The sequence below is a fragment of the Xanthomonas sp. AC360 genome, from assembly GCF_979258225.1.
In genome coordinates, this window is sequence record NZ_OZ409846.1 from 4654355 (window position 1) to 4671196 (window position 16842).

Below are 16842 nucleotides of genomic sequence, written 5' to 3' on the forward strand. Positions count from 1 at the left end.
GATGGAGCGTCGATGTTCCCAGGCCGCGCGGTGCGGTCCACGGATTGCAACTGTTCGCGCACATCGGTGGTTTGCCCATCCAGCACTGTTCCGCATCGATTGAGCACCCGGTGACCGACACACCGCCACTGCTGCCCGCTACCCCACCCGGCCCGGTGCTGATCGCCTACAGCGGCGGCATGGATTCGAGTGTGTTGCTGCATGCGCTGGCTGCCACGCCGGCGTACCGTGATCGCGGCGTGCGTGCGCTGCACGTGCATCACGGGCTGCATGCCGATGCCGATGCCTGGGCCGCACATTGCCAGCGTACCTGCGAGGCGCTACAGGTGCCGCTACACGTCGTGCAGGTGCAGGTCGCGCGCGATAGCGGTCTGGGGCTGGAAGCAGCCGCACGCCAGGCGCGCCACGCCGCCTTTGCCGACCTGCTCGCACCCGGCGAATGGCTGGCGCTGGCTCACCATCGCGATGATCAGGCCGAAACGTTTCTGCTGCGTGCGCTGCGTGCATCGGGCCCGGACGGCTTGGCGGCCATGCGTGCGCAGCGCACGTTTGCCGCCGGCACGTTATGGCGCCCATTGCTGGCACATCCGCGCGCCGACCTGCACGCCTATGCACGCCTGCATGCCTTGCACTGGATCGACGATCCCAGCAACGCCGATGCCCGCTACGACCGCAACTTCCTGCGCACGCGGGTGCTGCCATTGCTGCAGCAACGCTGGCCGCAAGCCGCCGCTGCGCTGGCACGCAGCGCGCAGCTGAGCGCCGACGCCAGCGATCTGCTGCAGCATGACGATCTGGCCATGCTGCCCGGCCTGATGACCGCGAGCGGCGCACTGGACCTGCACCTGCTGCGTGCACAGCCAGCCACACGCCGGCCGCGCTTGCTGCGTGCGTGGGTCACCGCGACCGGTGCACCGCCGCTGCCCGCGCAGGGTGTGGTTGCGCTGGAACGGGAAATCGACATCCACGCGCCGGATCGCCAAGCCTGCTTTGCCTGGCAGCAGGTCGAAGTGCGGCGCTGGCGGCATTGCCTGTACCTGCTTCGTCCAACACCGGCATGGCCGGCGCAGTGGTCCGCGCAGTGGGATGGCGCGCAGCCCTTGCTGTTGCCCGATGGCGCACAGCTGCACTTGCATGGCCGCTCAGAGCTGCGCTTCGCGCACCCGCTGCTGGTGCGTGCCCGAGACGGTGGGGAGCGCATCGTGCTACCGCAACGCACGCATTCGCATCGGCTCAAACATGTGCTGCAAACGGTCGATCTGCCGCCGTGGCACCGCGATCGCCTGCCGATTCTGTGGGCCGACGACCAGGTGCTTGCCGCCGGCGATCGCATTGTCTCCGCTGCATTGACGGACTGGCTGCAGGCCAATGGCGCACGTCTGCAGTGGCGCGTCGACGCTGACGCGAATTGACCCGCCTGCGCGCGCGCCGCACACTTTAGCGATGGCCAAGAAGTCCTTGAACGAAACATCCCCGGTTGCCCGCTTCGAACAGTCGTTGGAAGAACTCGAGCAACTGGTGCAGAAAATGGAAGTCGGCGACCTGAGCCTGGAGCAATCGCTCAGCGCCTACGAACGCGGCATCGGCCTGTACCGCGATTGCCAGCAGGCGCTGGAACAGGCCGAACTGCGGGTCCGTCTGCTGACCGACCCGGCCCGTCCCGAGCTTGCCGAAGCCTTCGAGCCGCCGTCGCTGGACGGCGGCTGAGGTGAGTCCCGCGCTGTTCGAACACTGGATCGCTCGCACCGAACGCAGCCTCGACGCAGGCTTGCCAAGCGCCACGCTGGCACCGCAGCGTCTGCACGCGGCGATGCGGCACGCGGTGTTGGGCGGCGGCAAACGCATGCGGCCGCTGCTGGTGTACGCCACCGGTGCGCTGTTTGGCGCCGATGAAGACACGCTGGACACCCCCGCCGTGGCGGTCGAGCTGATCCATGCCTATTCGCTGGTGCACGACGATCTGCCGGCGATGGACGACGACGCGCTGCGACGCGGCCAGCCCACCGTGCACATCGCCTTCGACGAGGCCACCGCCATCCTGGCCGGCGATGCACTGCAGACACGCGCCTTCGAACTGCTGGCCACCGCGCAAGTCAGCGCCGAGCTGCGCGTGGGCTGGTTGCAGAGCCTGGCCACTGCGGCCGGTGCGGCGGGCATGTGCGGCGGCCAGGCCCTGGATATCGATGCCACCGGTCAGTTGCAACCGTTGGATGCGCTGCAACGCATGCATGCGCTCAAGACCGGCGCACTGATTCGCGCCGCAGTGCGCATGGGCGCGTTGACCGGCAGCGCCGCGCCGGCCGACCAGCAGCGCGTGGACGACTTTGCCGATGCGCTGGGCCTGGCCTTCCAGGTGCGCGATGACATCCTGGATGTGGAATCGAGTTCGGCGCAGCTGGGCAAGACCGCCGGCAAGGACGCCGCGCAATCCAAATCCACCTACCCGGCCTTGCTCGGCATGGACGGCGCCAAAGCCAAGCTCGCCGAGCTAGCGACCCGCATGCACGACGTGCTGCAGCCCTATGGTCAGCCGGGTGAAACCCTGGCGACCCTGGGCCGGTTTGCGGTGGACCGCGCCCACTAGGCGCGGCTAACCACGCTTAGCGAGCCGCCGCCAGGGTGCGATCAGCGCGCGGGCAGCGGAGAACGCACAACAACCGCGCCAGATCACGGCACGGCAAGACGGCAACGCATTCAGAGCGGATGCCGCACGCACCACCCCGCCCTCAACTTCGCCTCGCGCAACAGGTTTGCGCATTCCGTGCGCCACCGCACGGTCGATTGCCTGGGTCCATTCAGGCAACAGGCGAGCCTGATCACAGAACGACACATTGGTCAGTAGAGTTTGTGTCAGTCGGCGACACACAACTGGCATCTTTTTATGACAAACCACACACTTTATTGCTGAATTATCTACACCAGTGATGTTTTTTGATGAATAACCAATGCGCGACATCCAGAAATATCGCTAATTGAACAACTTGTCGCGCCCGCTCGCTCTACCTAGGTTTGGGCTGCCCGCGCTTGCGGGCATCCCCCGACCAAGGAGAGTCACTGGTGAAGAATGTTTTTCTCGCATCGTTTGCAGCAGGTACGCTCGCCGTCGTCGGCGTGCTCGGTTCAGCGCAGGCGCAGTCCGTACGCGGCCCGGTTCCGTTGACCATCGAACTGGCGCCAGTGGCCGACCAGGCCGGCCGGCATCAAGGCAAGATCGCAGTGACGGTCACCAATAACGGCAGCCAGGTTGCCCGCGTACCGACCTATCAGCTTCCGCTCAAGTCGCTGGACAACGGCATCCTGGACGTGAGCCGCGATGGCAAGCCGGTGGATTACACCGGGCGCCTGGTCAAGCGCGGCCTGCCCAAGGCTGCCGACTTCACCATTCTGCAGCCGGGCCAGAGCGTCAAGGGCGAGGTGGATCTGGCCGGTGCCTATGACCTGTCTACCAGCGGCAACTACACCATCCAGGTGCGCTCGTCGCTGCAATACGCGTCGTTGTCCGACGGCAGCCTGATGAAGGCCGCCAACGGCTTGCCTGCAGTCGCCACCAGCACCCCGCTTACCGTCTGGCTGGACGGCGCCAACCGCGGCGTGCAGCGGCAGCTGACCATCGGCCCGACCGCCGTGGTCAACGGCATCAACTATCTCAACTGCAGCACCACGCGCACCAACCAAGCCGCCAGTGGCGTCACTGCCGCGCGTAATTACTCGCAGAACGCGCGCAACTACCTCAACGCCGGCAGCACCGGTGCGCGCTACACCACCTGGTTTGGCGCCTACAACGCCTCGCGCTACAGCCGGGTCAGCTCGAACTTCGTCAACATCGACAACGCGCTGGACCAGAACAACGGCCAGCTCACCATCAACTGCAGCTGCGAAGCGGATCTGGCGGACGCCTTCGCCTACGTCTATCCGAACCAGCCGTACGAGATCCATGTCTGCAACGCGTTCTGGAGCGCGTCGACAACCGGCACCGACTCCAAGGCCGGCACGCTGGTGCACGAAACCAGCCACTTCACCGTGGTGGCCGGCACCGACGATGTAGTCTACGGCCAGAGCGGCGCACGCAGCCTGGCACGTAGCAACCCGGCGCAGGCCATCACCAACGCCGACAGCCACGAGTACTTTGCCGAGAACACCCCGGCACAGAACTGATCGCGTCAACGTCTGAAACGACAAAGGCCCGGCAGCGATGCCGGGCCTTTGCGTTACGCGGGCCGGATTACTTGATCAGGCGCAGCGTGAACGGATAGCGGTAATGCTCGCCGTTATTGGCCTTGACCGCGGCCAGGATGCAGAACACCAGGTTGGCGACCCACACCAGCGTCGGCACGAAGAACAGGATGCCGAACGACACCACGGTCAGGATCACGGCCAGCACATAGGCAATGATCACGGTGATCTGGAAGTTCAGCGCTTCCTTTGACTGATCGGTGGCAAACGGCTTGGACGGACTGGCGTCCTTGCTGATCAGCCAGATCACCAACGCGCCGATGAAGGACGTCAGGATGCCCAGCAGATGTGCGGCGAGCGCGAGGGTGCGCTCCTCCGACGGCGTGCTGGTGCCGACCGGCGGCGGTGGCGGCGCGGCGTGTGTCTCGAATTCGCTCATAGATCTCCCCGAACATGATTGTGGTGCGGCGGACTATAACAACGATTCAGTCAGCCACCAGTGCGGGAAGACATGGTCTGGTTTGCGTCACCCACCAGAGGCGATGGCACGCCCCCTACGTCGAGGCGATGACGCTAGCGATCGCGCTGCGGCATGGCGCAGCGACGTTGGGTTAGGCCCATCGTTCCTAAGTACCGGATAGGCCCACACCATGCACCTCTGGCGGGGAGCCCGGACAGCCCGCGCGCATGGCCGGCCGGGGGCTCAACGCTGCATGGTCGGCGCGGACCATTGCGCCGACCATGCCCGTCAGGCATGGCCAGACCTCAGCCCGAGCGACGGCTCAGCTGTCGCCCGCCACGGTCATCCGATTGACCAGCACCGAGCCGATCTTGACGTGCGAGCGCGGGTCGACGTCGCTACCGACCGCTTCGATGCCGGCAAACATGTCGCGCAGATTGCCGGCGATGGTCAGGCCATCCACCGGATAAGCAATCGCGCCGTTCTCGATCCAGAAGCCGCCGGCACCGCGCGAGTAATCGCCGGTCACCGGGTTGACGCCATTGCCCATCAGTTCGGTGACCAGCAGGCCGCGCGACATGCCGCCGATCATCGCGGCCAGATCGCCCGCGTTGGCGGTGACCTGCAGGTTGTGCACGCCGCCGGCATTGGCGGTGGTCTGCAGGCCGAGCTTGCGTGCCGAGTAGCTGCCCAGCACATAGCGCTGCAGCAAGCCGTCGGTGATCAGCGCCGACTGCCGGGTGGCGACACCTTCGCCATCGAAGGCGGCCGAGCGCAGCCCGCGGCGCAGATGCGGCAGCTCTTCGATGTTGAACCAGTCCGGGAACAGCTTGGTGCCGACGCTGTCGAGCAGGAAGCTGGCGCGGCGATACAACGCGCCACCGGAGACCGCACCCAGCAGATGGCCGACCAGCGAGCGCGCCACCTCCGGCGCAAACAGCACCGGCAGCTGGCCGGTGGGCAACGAACGTGGCGCCAGGCGCGCCAGGGTGCGTTCGGCGGCATGCCGGCCGATGGCATCCGGCGCTTCCAGGTCTTCGCGCGCCAGGGCGCTGCTGTACCAGCCATCGCGCTGCATGCCGTCGCCCTGCCCGGCAATCAGCGCACAACTGATCGCGTGGTGGGTGCCGCGCTCGCGCCCGATGAACCCGTGCGAATTGGCGTACACCGACAGGCTGAGCCCGGTGCTGGCCGAGGCGCCATCAGAATTACTGATGCGTGCATCCGCATCGCGACCGGCGGCCTCGCAGGCCAACGCCAGATCCACTGCCGTGTCGGCGTCCAGCGCCCACGGGTGCCAGCTGTCCAGGTCGGGGAAATCGCGCGCCATCAGCGCCGGGTCGGCCAGGCCGGACGCCGGGTCGTCTTCGGTATAGCGCGCAATCGCGCAGGCCTGGGCCACGGTGGATTCCAGGCTGGCATCCTGCAGGTCGGCGGTGCTGGCACTGCCCTTGCGCTTGCCGAAGTAGACCGTCACCGCAATACCGCGGTCGCGGGTGGATTCGACCGTTTCCACATCGCCCAGGCGCACGTTGACGTCCAGGCCGCGCTCTTCGCTGCAACTCACTTCGGCCTGGGTGGCGCCGGCCGCACGGGCGCGCTCGAGCAGGCGTTGCGAGATATCGGTCAGTGCGTCCAGACGCTGCAGGCTGTCGTCGGCGACACGGGTTTCGGAGGAGAGTGCGTTCAATGCTTTATCCTTTGGATGCGGATCCGTCCGCGAAAGCCCGGCCATCATGGCCGGACTGTCTGAATGTGGATGCGGATCCGTCCGCAGAAAGCTCGGCTATCCATGGCCGCAGTGTCTGAATGTGGTGCGGAGTCTTCCGCCGGAGTCCGGCCGTTCGTGGCCGGAAATTTAACTAACCAAGTTTCGGGATGTAGTGGCAATGCGCGGACGCGATGAAGATACCGGTGAATTTCGTGGCACCAGCCGCAGCCAGCAGCGGCGCGAGGCGCTGGAAATTTTCGACCTGGGCGAAAAGCTGGTGGCGCTCACCCCGGCGCAGCTGGCCAAGCTGCCGGTGCCCGAGTCGCTGATCCCGCATATCGAAGAGAGCAAGCGCATCACCTCGCATATCGCGCACAAGCGGCAGCTGGCGTTTCTGGCCAAGCACATGCGCCGCGAGGACGACGAGACGCTGGCCGCCATCCGCGATGCGCTGGATGCCAACAGCGACACCGCGCGCCGTGAAGTGGCGGCGATCCATCGCGTCGAGCGCTGGCGCGAGCGCCTGCTGGCCGAGAACGACGTGGCGCTGGCCGAGCTGCTGGAAGCCTACCCGGCTGCCGATCGCCAACAGCTGCGCCAACTGGTGCGCAACGCGATCCACGAACGCGCCAAGAACAAGCCCCCGCGCGCCTACCGCGAACTGTTCCAGGTGCTGCGCGACCTGTCGCAGGAGCAGGGAATCGAGAGCGAGGAGCCGGACCTGGAAGACGATCTGGACCCGGAAGACGACACCTAGGCATCGACCGGCGCAAAGGCGGAGCCGCGCAGCACGCGCCTCCACCCAGCCCGACGCACGGCTCTCACCGGCCTGCGTCCGAACCGAAGACGCCCAAACACCCGACACGCGACGTCGCGCACCCGCCGTCGCAACGGTCCAACCTCGCTTACCAAATCGCCTCCCGCGAACCGACGAATCGCAACCGCCAGAGGCACTGCTTAGCGCCCCCGCCGTTGCGAATCGCCAATCCCCACGCACCAATCCACGCCACCTCCGAACCGGAGCTCCGCAAACGCCAGACCCGCGGACAGCCGCCCCTGCCGTTGCGATTCCCGATTCCCGATTCCCGATTCCCAGCATCTCAGGCCTGCGTTCCGCCGACCGTAATGCCGTCGATTAACAGCGATGGCTGGCCGACGCCGACCGGCACGCTCTGCCCGTCCTTGCCGCACACGCCCACGCCTTCGTCCAGGGCCAGATCGTTGCCGATCATGCGCACCTTCTGCATGGTTTCCGGGCCATTGCCGATCAGCGTGGCGCCCTTCACCGGCGCGGTGACCTTGCCGTCTTCGATCAGATAGGCCTCGGTGGCCGAGAACACGTATTTGCCGCTGGTGATGTCGACCTGGCCGCCGCCGAAGTTCACCGCGTAAATGCCCTTCTTGACCGAGCGGATCATTTCTTCCGGGTCGTGCTGGCCGGCGCGCATGTAGGTGTTGGTCATGCGCGGCATGGTCAGGTGCGCGAACGATTCGCGGCGGCCGTTGCCGGTGGGCGCCACGCCCATCAGGCGCGCGTTGTGGGTGTCCTGCATGTAGCCCACCAGCACGCCGTCTTCGATCAGCGTGGTGCACTGCGTCGGCGTGCCCTCGTCGTCGATATTGAGCGAGCCACGGCGTCCGTCCAGGGTGCCGTCATCGACGATGGTCACGCCCGGCGAGGCAACGCGCTCGCCCATGCGCCCGGCGTAGACGCTGGTGCCCTTGCGATTGAAGTCGCCTTCCAGCCCGTGGCCCACCGCCTCGTGCAGCAGCACGCCGGGCCAGCCGGGGCCGAGCACCACCGGCATCACGCCGGCCGGCGCGGGGATGGCATCCAGATTGACCAGCGCCTGGCGCAGTGCTTCGCGCGCAAAGCCTTCCGGGCGGCCATCGGCAAATAGTTCGGCGTAGCCGTAACGACCGCCGCCACCGGAATAACCGGACTCGCGACGCCCGCCGTGTTCGACGATCACCTGCACGTTCAACCGCACCAGCGGGCGCACGTCGGCCGCCAGCACGCCATCGCTGCGGGCGATCAGCACCGTGTCCACGCCGCCGGACAGGCTCACCATCACCTGTTTGACGCGCGGGTCGGCGGCGCGCACGTACTGGTCGATGCGGCGCAGCAGGTCCACCTTGGTGGCACTGTCCATGTCGTCGATCGGGTCGGTGGCCGGATACAACGCGCGGCCATTGCCACGCACCAGTGCGCGGGTGGATTGCGCGCCGCCGTCACGCGAGATCGCGCGTGCCGACTGCGCCGCTTCCAGCAAGGTCTCGCGCTGGATGTCGTCGGAATACGCAAAGCCGGTTTTTTCGCCGGCAATCGCGCGCACGCCCACGCCTTGTTCGATGGAATGCGCACCGTCCTTGACGATGCCGTCTTCCACGCTCCAGCTCTCGCGTCGCGAATGCTGGAAATACAGATCGCCGAAGTCGATGCCCGGGCCCAACAGGGCGCCGAAGGTGCGGTCCAGATGGCCGGCATCCAGGCCGGAAGGAAGCAGCAGCCGGGTTTCGGCCAGAGTGAGAGCGTTATCGGTCATGCAGTCAGGATGGGGCCCGCGCGCCGGGGAGACAAGTCGTCCGGCTGAACATGTGGCGCGGCTATCATCGCCGGCTCGCTCTGCAACCATCGCCTGCGCATGAAGCTCATCGCCCACGTTCTGGATGGCCAGCACCCTGGACATCCGCCCTGCCCCGCATGCGCGCGACTGGATGGACGCCACCGATCAACGCTATGCGTACCGTTGCCTGCCACTGGCGATTGCGAACGCGCATGGCTGGGAGCTGCTGTGCCAGTCAGGCTTCCAGGCCAGTTGGGATGGCCGCGACGGGCTGGACGCGCTCCGGATCGTCACCGATGCCGGCAACGCAGCGCCGGCGATCAGCCACTTCGGCTACGGCGTGCTGACCTTCCATGTGCCCTGCCTGTTTCGCACCGACGAAGGCGTCGACCTGTTCGTCACCGGCCCGTTGAACCGGCCCAAGGACGGCATCGGCGCGTTGAGCGGCCTGGTGGAAACCGACTGGAGCCCATACACCTTCACCATGAACTGGCGCTTCACCCGGCCTGGCCAGGTGCGCTTCGACGCAGGTGAGCCGTTCTGCCATCTGTTCCCGCTGCAGCGGCAGGTGATCGAACAGGTGCAGCCGCAGTGGATGCCGCTTTCCGAAGCACCGGAACTGGCGCAGCAACATGCCGACTGGACGCACAGCCGCACGCGCTTCCTCGATGAATTACCCGATACGCAATCGGCCGCGGCGCGCGAGAAATGGCAGCGCGGGTATTTCCGCGGCGTCGCGGGGCCGGAGCAGCCAGTGGTGCCGGGCCACCGCGCGCGACTGCGCCTGCCGATGTTCACGCGTGCCGGCAGCGACGATGACGCTGCCGCCGACTGAGTGCGTCAGCGCGGCGGTGCGGCGGGCTTGCCGGCGGGCGCAGGTTTGCTCGGTGCACGCTCGCGCGTTTCGCGCTCGACCACGTCCACCTGCGGGTCTTTCCACGGCCCGGTGACGTGGTAGGTCTTGGCGCCGATCGCGCCCAACGGCTTGCCGAGCACCGCGTTGGCGGCCGCGCCCACTGCCGCGCCCACCGGCCCGCCGGCCACCGCACCGACCACGGTCAGCAGGTTGCCGGCCTTGGGATTGACGTCCACGGTCTGGTCGAAGGTCTGCGCACGCAGATCGGTCTGACCGCGGATGGCGATCTCGGCAGCGGGGCCTGCAATGCGAATGGCGTCGGTGCGCGCGAAGCCGTCGCCGAAGCGCACCTCGCCGTCCAGCGTGTTGAAGGCCAGGCCCTTGGAGAAGAAATCGCGGAAGTCGAACATCAACCGGCGCGGCAACTGCGCCACGCTGAGCAGGCCCAGCACGCGGCCGGCGCCCGGATCCACTTCCAATAGCTGGCCGTTGCGGACATCCACCTTCAGGTTGCCGTCCAGCGAGCCGAGCGCAAAACCGGTCGGCGAGCCCTGCCAGCCGGCGTTGAGTTCCAGCTGGCCTTCGCCGCCGCGCAGCTGGCCGCCCAGGGTGAGGTTCTGCAACAGGTTGCCGAGGTTACGGCTGTCCACCCGCGCCGACAGCCGCGTGCTGGCGGCATCGCCCTTGCCGCGCCAGGCGCCGGTCAGGCCGATGCTCTGGTCGTCCGAGCGCAGTTGCAGCTGATCCACCTGCATGCCGTCGGTGAGCCGGCTGCTGCGCAGGATGGCCGCGCCCAGGGTCATCTTGCCCACGCGCAGGTCGTCGATATCCAGCGCCAGCGGCGGGATGGAGACCGGATCGAACTCGGCGACCGCGCGGCGTGCCGGTTCCGGAAGGGCACCGGCCAGCGGATCGCCGGGCTCCGGGGCCGCAGGCTCGGGCGCATCGGCCACCGGCTGCCAGCGCACGGTGTTGAGCTTGCCTTGCACGATGCCGCCGTCGGCATTGGGCACGGTGAGTTGACCGGCCAGCGAAGGGCCATCCAGGGTCACCGCCACCGCATCGCGGGTCGGGCGCAGCCGCAGCCGCGTCTGCGGAAACACCCCGCCGATCATCAGCAGTTTGTCCGCCTGCACGTCCACCTGTTGCAGCGGCACGGCGTCTTTCTTGGGCGTTGCCGGCTGGCCCGGCAGTGGTGGCATGTCCTGATCGCTGCTGCCGCGCGCCAGGCTGATCCAGTCGATCGCATCCAGCGAGGCGGTGCGGCCGGTCACCACCAGCCCGTTGGCGGGAGGGCGCTCGGTCACCGTGTCGGTGCCCATGACCACGCGCACGCCGGTCTGCTCGCCATGGCTGCTGGCCTTGAGCGCCACCAGCTTGCCGAAGGCCACGTCGATATCGCCATCGCCGACCGGCAGGGCCACCTTGACCTGCGTGTCCAGCGCCTGGGCGGCCGGTTTATCCAGCGGCGCAGGCAAGTCCAACGTGGTGCCCACCAGGTCCGAGCGCAGCGTCAGCAGCGCCTGCGCATCCGCCTGACCCGGGTTTGGCAGCGGCACATTGACCCCCACCTGCCACGGCGCGCTGCCGTGTACATACGGGCGCAGCCATTCCATCTGCGGGGCGCGGTCGAACAATTCCCTGGCATCCAGGGTGGCGTCAAGGCGCGCTTCGAAGGCCTGCTTGGGGTCCTGCACAAAGCCACCGGCGCGCAGTGCCAGCTCGCCGCTGCGGCCCTGGTGCTGCACGCTCAGATGCTCGGCCGCAAACCCGGTATCGCGATACTCGGCCTGTCCGCTGACCTGGTCGAAGGCCAGATTCCAGCGCGCGTCCGCCAACTTGGCGCCCTGCAAGGCCACCGTGCCCTGCAGATGCCCGCCCACGCCCTTGGTGCGCAACGGACGCAGCAGGTCGAAGTTCACCGCCGCCGGGCCGGACACGGTGAGGTTACGCAGGGTATCGCCGTAGCGGCGCTCCAGCGGGCTCTTGCGCAGCATGCCCAGCAACTGCGCCGCGTCGGCCTGGGTGGAGGCGCGCACGTAGAGCTCGGACGTCTTGAAGCTGGGAATGCCCGCGTCCAGTTGCGCGATCGGGGTACCGGCAAGATCGCCACTGCCCTGCAACGAAAACCCATTGCCGATGAAGCGCAGATCGGCCTGCACCTGCTCCATCGCCGGCCACTCCGGGTTGAAGCGAATCACGCCGTCGCGGATCTGCCCGAACGCTTCGAAGCGCCCGTCGTTGTCGTCGAACGGCCATTGGTCCAGATCGCCGCTGACCAGGCCGGTGCCACCGGTGATCACGCCGCCGGCCACGGCCATGTCCAGCCAGTCGATGGCGGCCTTGCTCATCTTCGAACGGATCCAGAACTTGCGCGCGACCGGCAGCGCCACATCGTCCAGTTGCGCGGCAAGTTGCAGGCGCGGGCGGGTGCCGTCGTTCTGGAACCACAACCCGCCGCGCACATTGGCGCCGTAATCCTTGGCCTGCACACGCAGCGCCGGGGTAGCGACCTGCCAACCCGCTCCTTCGCGCCAGCCGACGATCTTGCCGGCCAGTTGAATCTCATGCACCACGCCAAAGCCGGTGGGCCAGTCGAAGCGCACCGTGGCGTCCGGCGCGGTTTCCAGCTCGCCGCCCTGCGCGTCGCCGTCGACGCGGCCGCGCAAACCGCTGATCCCCGGCGAGTTGCCCACCGGCAGGAAACCGAGGTCTTCGATCTGCCCCTGCGCACGCACGGCGCCGCCCTGCTCACCGGCGATCTGCAGATCGGCCACACGCAGCTGCGGTTTGGACAGGATCAGCCAGCGGCGCAGCGCAGGCGACAGCTGATCGCTCAATGCGGCGGCTGCAATCAGGCCGGAGACATCGCCCTGTCTGGCGGCCACCGCATAGCGACGCCCGCCGGCAATACTCAGCCCGTCCAGATGCTGCAACGTGGCCGCCTGCCCCAGCCGCAGCAACGGCGCGTCCAGCCGCCAACCGCCATCGATGGTCTGCCAGCGCGCACGTGCCTGCAGACGCTCCCAGCGCAGCGTGCGGCGGGCGGTCTCGCCCGCCAGCGGCGCTCCGGACAAGGCGACCTGGGTGAGGTCGGCATCGACGGTGACGCCGGTAATGCGGCGTGCATGCAGCTGCGCCCAGGCCTGCAAACGCCCACCGCCGCTTTCCACGCGCATGCCGCCGACCTGCAGCAGCGATGCCCATGCCGCCAGATCGACCGGCTCGGCCTGCACATACGCGCTGCCGTCGCCGCTGTCACGGTCGAACTCCAGGACCGCGGTCAGCGGCGCACGCGTGAGATCGATCCAGCTGCGGCTGCCCACCCTGACCGTCGAACCGCTCACGCGCAGGCGCAGGTCGATCCGCGGCAAGGCGGTGTCCAGGCCGATCGATGGCGCGTTCACTTTCAGGCGTGCCTCGGCCAACTGGATCTCGCCAAGCCGACGCAGTGCATCCAGCGGGTCGGCACCCTTCCCGCTCGGCAGGCCCTGCACCGACCACACGCCGTCGTCGCTGCGTTGCAAGGTCAGCGCCAACCCACGCAGGCGTACTTCGGTCAACGAGTGCCCAGGCAATAACCCGGCGTACATCGCCAGCAGGATCTCTGCCTGGCCCACGCGCACCTCGCCCTGCGGGCCGATCCGCAGGCCGTCCAGCCGCAGCAGTGGGCCGCGCCGGGTCCACTCGGTCTCCAGATGATCGAAGGCGATCTGCTGCCCGGCGCGCTGGCTCAACCAGTCGGCGATCTGCTGCGGATGCTCCTCAGCCAACGGCAACGCCTGGCTGGCCGCGCCCACCAGCAACGCGACCGCCACCAGCGCAAGCGCGCAGGCAGTGATCGCATAGCGGCGTAACAGACGCAGACGGCGGCGCAGCGGGGTGGGCATTAGAAGCGGGGAGTGGGAAATCGGGAATCGGGAATCGTAAGAGCGCGCATCGCGCAAAGCGCATGATCATCTGTTCGCGCGCGGCACCATTCTAAAAAAGATGTCAGTCGCGTCCCGAAGAGTGGCTTTCGCTCCACCCCCATTCCCGATTCTCGACTCTCCATTCCCCGCCTCACAGCAACACCACGTCGAACTGCTCCTGCAGATACTGGTCGTCGGACTGGAAGCGGATGCTCTTGCCCAGGAATTCTTCCAACTCGGCCACCGCCGCGGATTCTTCGTCGGTGATGCGCGCGACCACCTTCGAGGAGGCGATCACCAGCAGCCGCGCGGCATCGAACTGGCGCACCGCACGGGTGATCTCGCGGAAGATCTCGTACGTCACCGTTTCGGCGGTCTTGATGGTGCCGCGCCCGCCGCACTGGCCGCAGGTTTCCGACAACTGCCGCTCCAGGCTTTCGACGGTGCGCTTGCGGGTCATTTCCACCAGACCCAGCGGCGAGAACTCGTACACCGTGGTCTTGGCGTGGTCGCGGGCCAGCGCCTTTTCCAGCGTACGCAGCACCTGGCGGCGGTGCTCGGGATCGTCCATATCGATGAAGTCGATGATGATGATGCCGCCCAGGTTGCGCAGCCGCAGCTGCCGCGCCACCGCCTGCGCCGCCTCCAGATTGGTGCGGAACACGGTTTCTTCGAGATTGCGCTGCCCCACGAACGAGCCGGTGTTGACGTCGATGGTGGTCATTGCTTCGGTCTGGTCGATCACCAGATAGCCACCGGACTTGAGCGGCACCTGCTTGTTCAACGCGCGCCCGATCTCGTCCTCGACCCCGTACAGGTCGAAGATCGGCCGGTCACCGGTATACAGCTCCAGCCGCTCGGCCAGCACCGGCATGTACTTGGCCACAAACGCCTGCAATTGCACGAAGGTCTCGTTGGAATCGACCTTGACCTTTTCCACATCCTTGCGGATCAGGTCGCGTACCGCACGCAGCGGCAGACTCAGGTCTTCATAGATGATGCTGCACGGCGGCGCTTCGCGGCCGCGCCGCTCGACCACGTTCCAGACCCGCGACAGGTAGGCGATGTCCTCGGCCAGGGCTTCGGCCGGCTGGCCTTCGGCATTAGTACGGATGATGTAGCCGAAGCCACCGTGCTGGGCCGAGACCTCGCTGACGATAGTCTTCAGACGTAGGCGCTCGGCCTCGTCCTCGATCCGCGCCGACACCCCGACGATCTTGGACTGCGGCAGCAGCACCAGGTAGCGCGAGGGAATGCTGATCTGTGTGGTCAGCCGGGCGCCCTTGGTGCCGATCGGGTCCTTGACCACCTGCACCACGATGTCCTGGCCGTCGCGCAGCAGCTCGACAATCGGAACGGACGCTGCCGGCGGTGGCGGAATCGGGGTTTCTTCGGTATCGACCACGCTGGCCGGTGCCGGTGCCGGGCGCACCACATCGTTGGCGTGCAGGAACGCCGCGCGCTCCAGCCCGACTTCGACGAACGCCGCCTGCATGCCGGGCATCACCCGCTGCACCTTGCCCTTGTAGATGTTGCCAACCACGCCCCGGCGCCAACCGCGCTCGATATGCAGCTCCTGCAGCATGCCGTTCTCGATCACCGCCACGCGGGTTTCGCGCGGAGTGACGTTGACCAAAATCTCTTCCGACATCAATGCGCTCCGAAAGCTGTGAGCAACTGCGAGGTGTGATGCAGCGGCAATCCCATCACGCCGGAATAGCTACCCGACAAATGGCTGATAAAACGTTCTGCACGCCCCTGGATCGCGTAGGCACCGGCCTTGCCCATGGGCTCGCCACAGGCGGCATAGGCAGCAATCTGCGCGTCATCAAGCGTGTCGAAGGTCACCTCCGACACCACCAATGCCTGCGCCGGGGCGCGCTGTGCACAGACTAGAACCACCGCCGTGAGTACCTGGTGGGTGCGACCGGACAACACGCGCAGCATCGCGATCGCATCGTCGACATCGACCGGTTTGCCGAATACGCGCTCGCCCAGCGCCACTTCGGTATCCGAGCCCAGCACGATCGCATCGGGGTCGCGTGCCTGCACCTGCGCAAGGCCGGCGCGCGCCTTGTCCAGCGCAACCCGCTGCACGTACTGTTCGGGCGATTCGGCGCGCGCGCGCAGCTCGGGCACGTCCAGTTCCAGGGTCTGGAACGGCACATCCAGGCGTTGCAGCAGTTCTTGTCGGCGTGGCGAACGGGAGGCGAGATAGAGCATCCGCCCAGCATACCTGTTGGCCGTGCTCGCCCGCTGACTTCGCACCCGCGCGGCGGCGGCGCGGCGGCGTTCGACTCACAACATATTCATCGACCTCCCAACACGCTCGCACCACAGACAAGGAGATCTCATGCGTACCACCCTCAAGCCGTTGTTGCTGGCCCTGTCCATCGCTGCCGGAACCGCCATGACCGCACACGCCCAATCCGCGTCGAACTACACCATCCCCAACGACGGCACTCTGCTCAACGTGTCGGCCGAAGCGGAAGCCAAGCGCGTGCCGGATATCGCCACCCTGTCTGCAGGCGTGGTCACCCAGGCTGCTGACAGCAACGCCGCCATGCGCCAGAACGCCGAACAGATGAGCAAGGTCATGGCTGCCGTGAAGGCCGCCGGCATCGCCGACAAGGACGTGCAGACCAGCGGCATCAACCTGAGCCCGCAATACACCTACAAGGAAAACGAAGCGCCGAAGATCATCGGCTATCAGGCCAGCAACACCGTCAGCCTGAAGGTGCGCGACATCTCCAAGCTCGGCAAGGTGCTCGACACGCTGGTCGCCCAGGGTGCCAACGACATCAACGGCCCCAGCTTCTCCGTCGACCAGCCCGAGGAGGCCTACGACGAAGCCCGCGTGGCCGCACTCAAAAAAGCCCAAGCCCGCGCAGAGACCTATGCAAAATCGCTGGGACTGAAGGTGCGCCGCATCGTCAGCATCTCCGAAGGCCGCAGCGGCGGCGGCGTGGTGCGCCCGATGATGATGGCCGCCTCGATGCGTTCGGCCAAGGCCGAGATGGATACCCAGGTGGCGCCCGGCGAAAGCACGCTGTCGATCACGCTAGAGGCGACATTCGAATTGGGGCGCTGAAGAAGCGGATCTCTGCCCCAAACTTGTCACCCCACTGCCCTCTTCGGAGGGCAGTGTCGTTTCTGGAATGCGA

The 16842-nt window shown here is 66.9% G+C and carries 12 protein-coding genes and 1 pseudogene; 7 read left to right on the forward strand and 6 right to left on the reverse strand.

Going from position 1 to position 16842, the window contains the following annotated elements; genetic code table 11:
• Positions 1-110 precede the first annotated feature (110 nt).
• The 4 genes from tilS to ACZZ0O_RS19970 all read left to right on the forward strand — a co-directional run bounded on the left by tilS (position 111) and on the right by ACZZ0O_RS19970 (position 4155).
• Complete coding sequence (gene tilS, locus ACZZ0O_RS19955; RefSeq protein ID WP_463591649.1) at positions 111-1412, forward strand: tRNA lysidine(34) synthetase TilS; 1302 nt, start codon at positions 111-113, stop codon at positions 1410-1412.
• A 31-nt stretch (positions 1413-1443) separates the two neighbouring features.
• The gene (locus tag ACZZ0O_RS19960) at positions 1444-1707 is read left to right on the forward strand and encodes an exodeoxyribonuclease VII small subunit (RefSeq protein ID WP_005995187.1); all 264 of its coding nucleotides are present in this window, start codon (positions 1444-1446) and stop codon (positions 1705-1707) included.
• A 1-nt stretch (position 1708) separates the two neighbouring features.
• Positions 1709-2584 carry a polyprenyl synthetase family protein gene (locus ACZZ0O_RS19965; protein ID WP_463591650.1) on the forward strand — a complete coding sequence of 292 codons (876 nt, stop codon included), beginning with the start codon at positions 1709-1711 and terminating at the stop codon, positions 2582-2584.
• A 473-nt stretch (positions 2585-3057) separates the two neighbouring features.
• Positions 3058-4155, forward strand: a complete 1098-nt coding sequence (locus tag ACZZ0O_RS19970) for a M35 family metalloendopeptidase (RefSeq protein WP_463591651.1) — start codon at positions 3058-3060, stop codon at positions 4153-4155.
• A gap of 67 nt (positions 4156-4222) precedes the next feature.
• Here ACZZ0O_RS19970 and ACZZ0O_RS19975 read toward each other — a convergent pair whose 3' ends face one another.
• Positions 4223-4612, reverse strand: a complete 390-nt coding sequence (locus ACZZ0O_RS19975; RefSeq protein ID WP_055849960.1) for a DUF4870 domain-containing protein — start codon at positions 4610-4612, stop codon at positions 4223-4225.
• Between the two features lie 343 nt (positions 4613-4955).
• The gene (pmbA, locus tag ACZZ0O_RS19980) at positions 4956-6323 is read right to left on the reverse strand and encodes a metalloprotease PmbA (RefSeq protein WP_463591652.1); all 1368 of its coding nucleotides are present in this window, start codon (positions 6321-6323) and stop codon (positions 4956-4958) included.
• A 199-nt stretch (positions 6324-6522) separates the two neighbouring features.
• Here pmbA and yjgA point away from each other — a divergent pair, with 199 nt between their 5' ends.
• A complete protein-coding gene (gene yjgA / locus ACZZ0O_RS19985) occupies positions 6523-7101 on the forward strand; it encodes a ribosome biogenesis factor YjgA (RefSeq protein ID WP_055849956.1) in 579 nt (192 codons plus the stop codon).
• 343 nt (positions 7102-7444) lie between these two features.
• On the opposite strand, the gene tldD is transcribed toward yjgA, so the two are convergent.
• Positions 7445-8890 (reverse strand): metalloprotease TldD, encoded by a 1446-nt coding sequence (tldD, locus tag ACZZ0O_RS19990; RefSeq protein ID WP_115513378.1) that lies wholly within the window; start codon positions 8888-8890, stop codon positions 7445-7447.
• 99 nt (positions 8891-8989) lie between these two features.
• Here tldD and ACZZ0O_RS19995 point away from each other — a divergent pair.
• Positions 8990-9746 (forward strand): annotated as a pseudogene (locus tag ACZZ0O_RS19995) (DUF6065 family protein).
• 5 nt (positions 9747-9751) lie between these two features.
• On the opposite strand, the gene ACZZ0O_RS20000 reads toward ACZZ0O_RS19995, so the two are convergent.
• The 3 genes from ACZZ0O_RS20000 to ACZZ0O_RS20010 all read right to left on the reverse strand — a co-directional run bounded on the left by ACZZ0O_RS20000 (position 9752) and on the right by ACZZ0O_RS20010 (position 15901).
• On the reverse strand, positions 9752-13657 hold the full coding sequence (locus ACZZ0O_RS20000; protein ID WP_463591654.1) for a YhdP family protein: 3906 nt from the start codon (positions 13655-13657) through the stop codon (positions 9752-9754).
• Positions 13658-13829: 172 nt separating this feature from the next.
• Positions 13830-15329: a ribonuclease G gene (rng, locus tag ACZZ0O_RS20005; protein ID WP_055849948.1), complete on the reverse strand. Its 1500-nt coding sequence runs from the start codon at positions 15327-15329 to the stop codon at positions 13830-13832.
• Positions 15329-15901 (reverse strand): Maf-like protein, encoded by a 573-nt coding sequence (locus tag ACZZ0O_RS20010; RefSeq protein WP_463591655.1) that lies wholly within the window; start codon positions 15899-15901, stop codon positions 15329-15331. Before ACZZ0O_RS20010 ends, rng begins: the two co-directional genes overlap by 1 nt.
• A gap of 130 nt (positions 15902-16031) precedes the next feature.
• Here ACZZ0O_RS20010 and ACZZ0O_RS20015 point away from each other — a divergent pair, with 130 nt between their 5' ends.
• Entirely contained in the window at positions 16032-16769 is a 738-nt protein-coding gene (locus tag ACZZ0O_RS20015) for an SIMPL domain-containing protein (protein WP_323518378.1), read from the forward strand.
• The last annotated feature ends 73 nt before the right edge of the window (positions 16770-16842 follow it).

What these genes read in the sequence shown, in the direction of transcription:
- ACZZ0O_RS20000 (WP_463591654.1), bottom strand. Translation starts at nt 13,657, where the DNA reads ATGCCCACCCCGCTGCGCCGCCGTCTGCGTCTGTTACGCCGCTATGCG.
- ACZZ0O_RS20015 (WP_323518378.1), top strand. Translation starts at nt 16,032, where the DNA reads ATGCGTACCACCCTCAAGCCGTTGTTGCTGGCCCTGTCCATCGCTGCC.
- ACZZ0O_RS19960 (WP_005995187.1), top strand. Translation starts at nt 1,444, where the DNA reads ATGGCCAAGAAGTCCTTGAACGAAACATCCCCGGTTGCCCGCTTCGAA.
- rng (WP_055849948.1), bottom strand. Translation starts at nt 15,329, where the DNA reads ATGTCGGAAGAGATTTTGGTCAACGTCACTCCGCGCGAAACCCGCGTG.
- ACZZ0O_RS20010 (WP_463591655.1), bottom strand. Translation starts at nt 15,901, where the DNA reads ATGCTCTATCTCGCCTCCCGTTCGCCACGCCGACAAGAACTGCTGCAA.
- yjgA (WP_055849956.1), top strand. Translation starts at nt 6,523, where the DNA reads ATGCGCGGACGCGATGAAGATACCGGTGAATTTCGTGGCACCAGCCGC.
- ACZZ0O_RS19975 (WP_055849960.1), bottom strand. Translation starts at nt 4,612, where the DNA reads ATGAGCGAATTCGAGACACACGCCGCGCCGCCACCGCCGCCGGTCGGC.
- tldD (WP_115513378.1), bottom strand. Translation starts at nt 8,890, where the DNA reads ATGACCGATAACGCTCTCACTCTGGCCGAAACCCGGCTGCTGCTTCCT.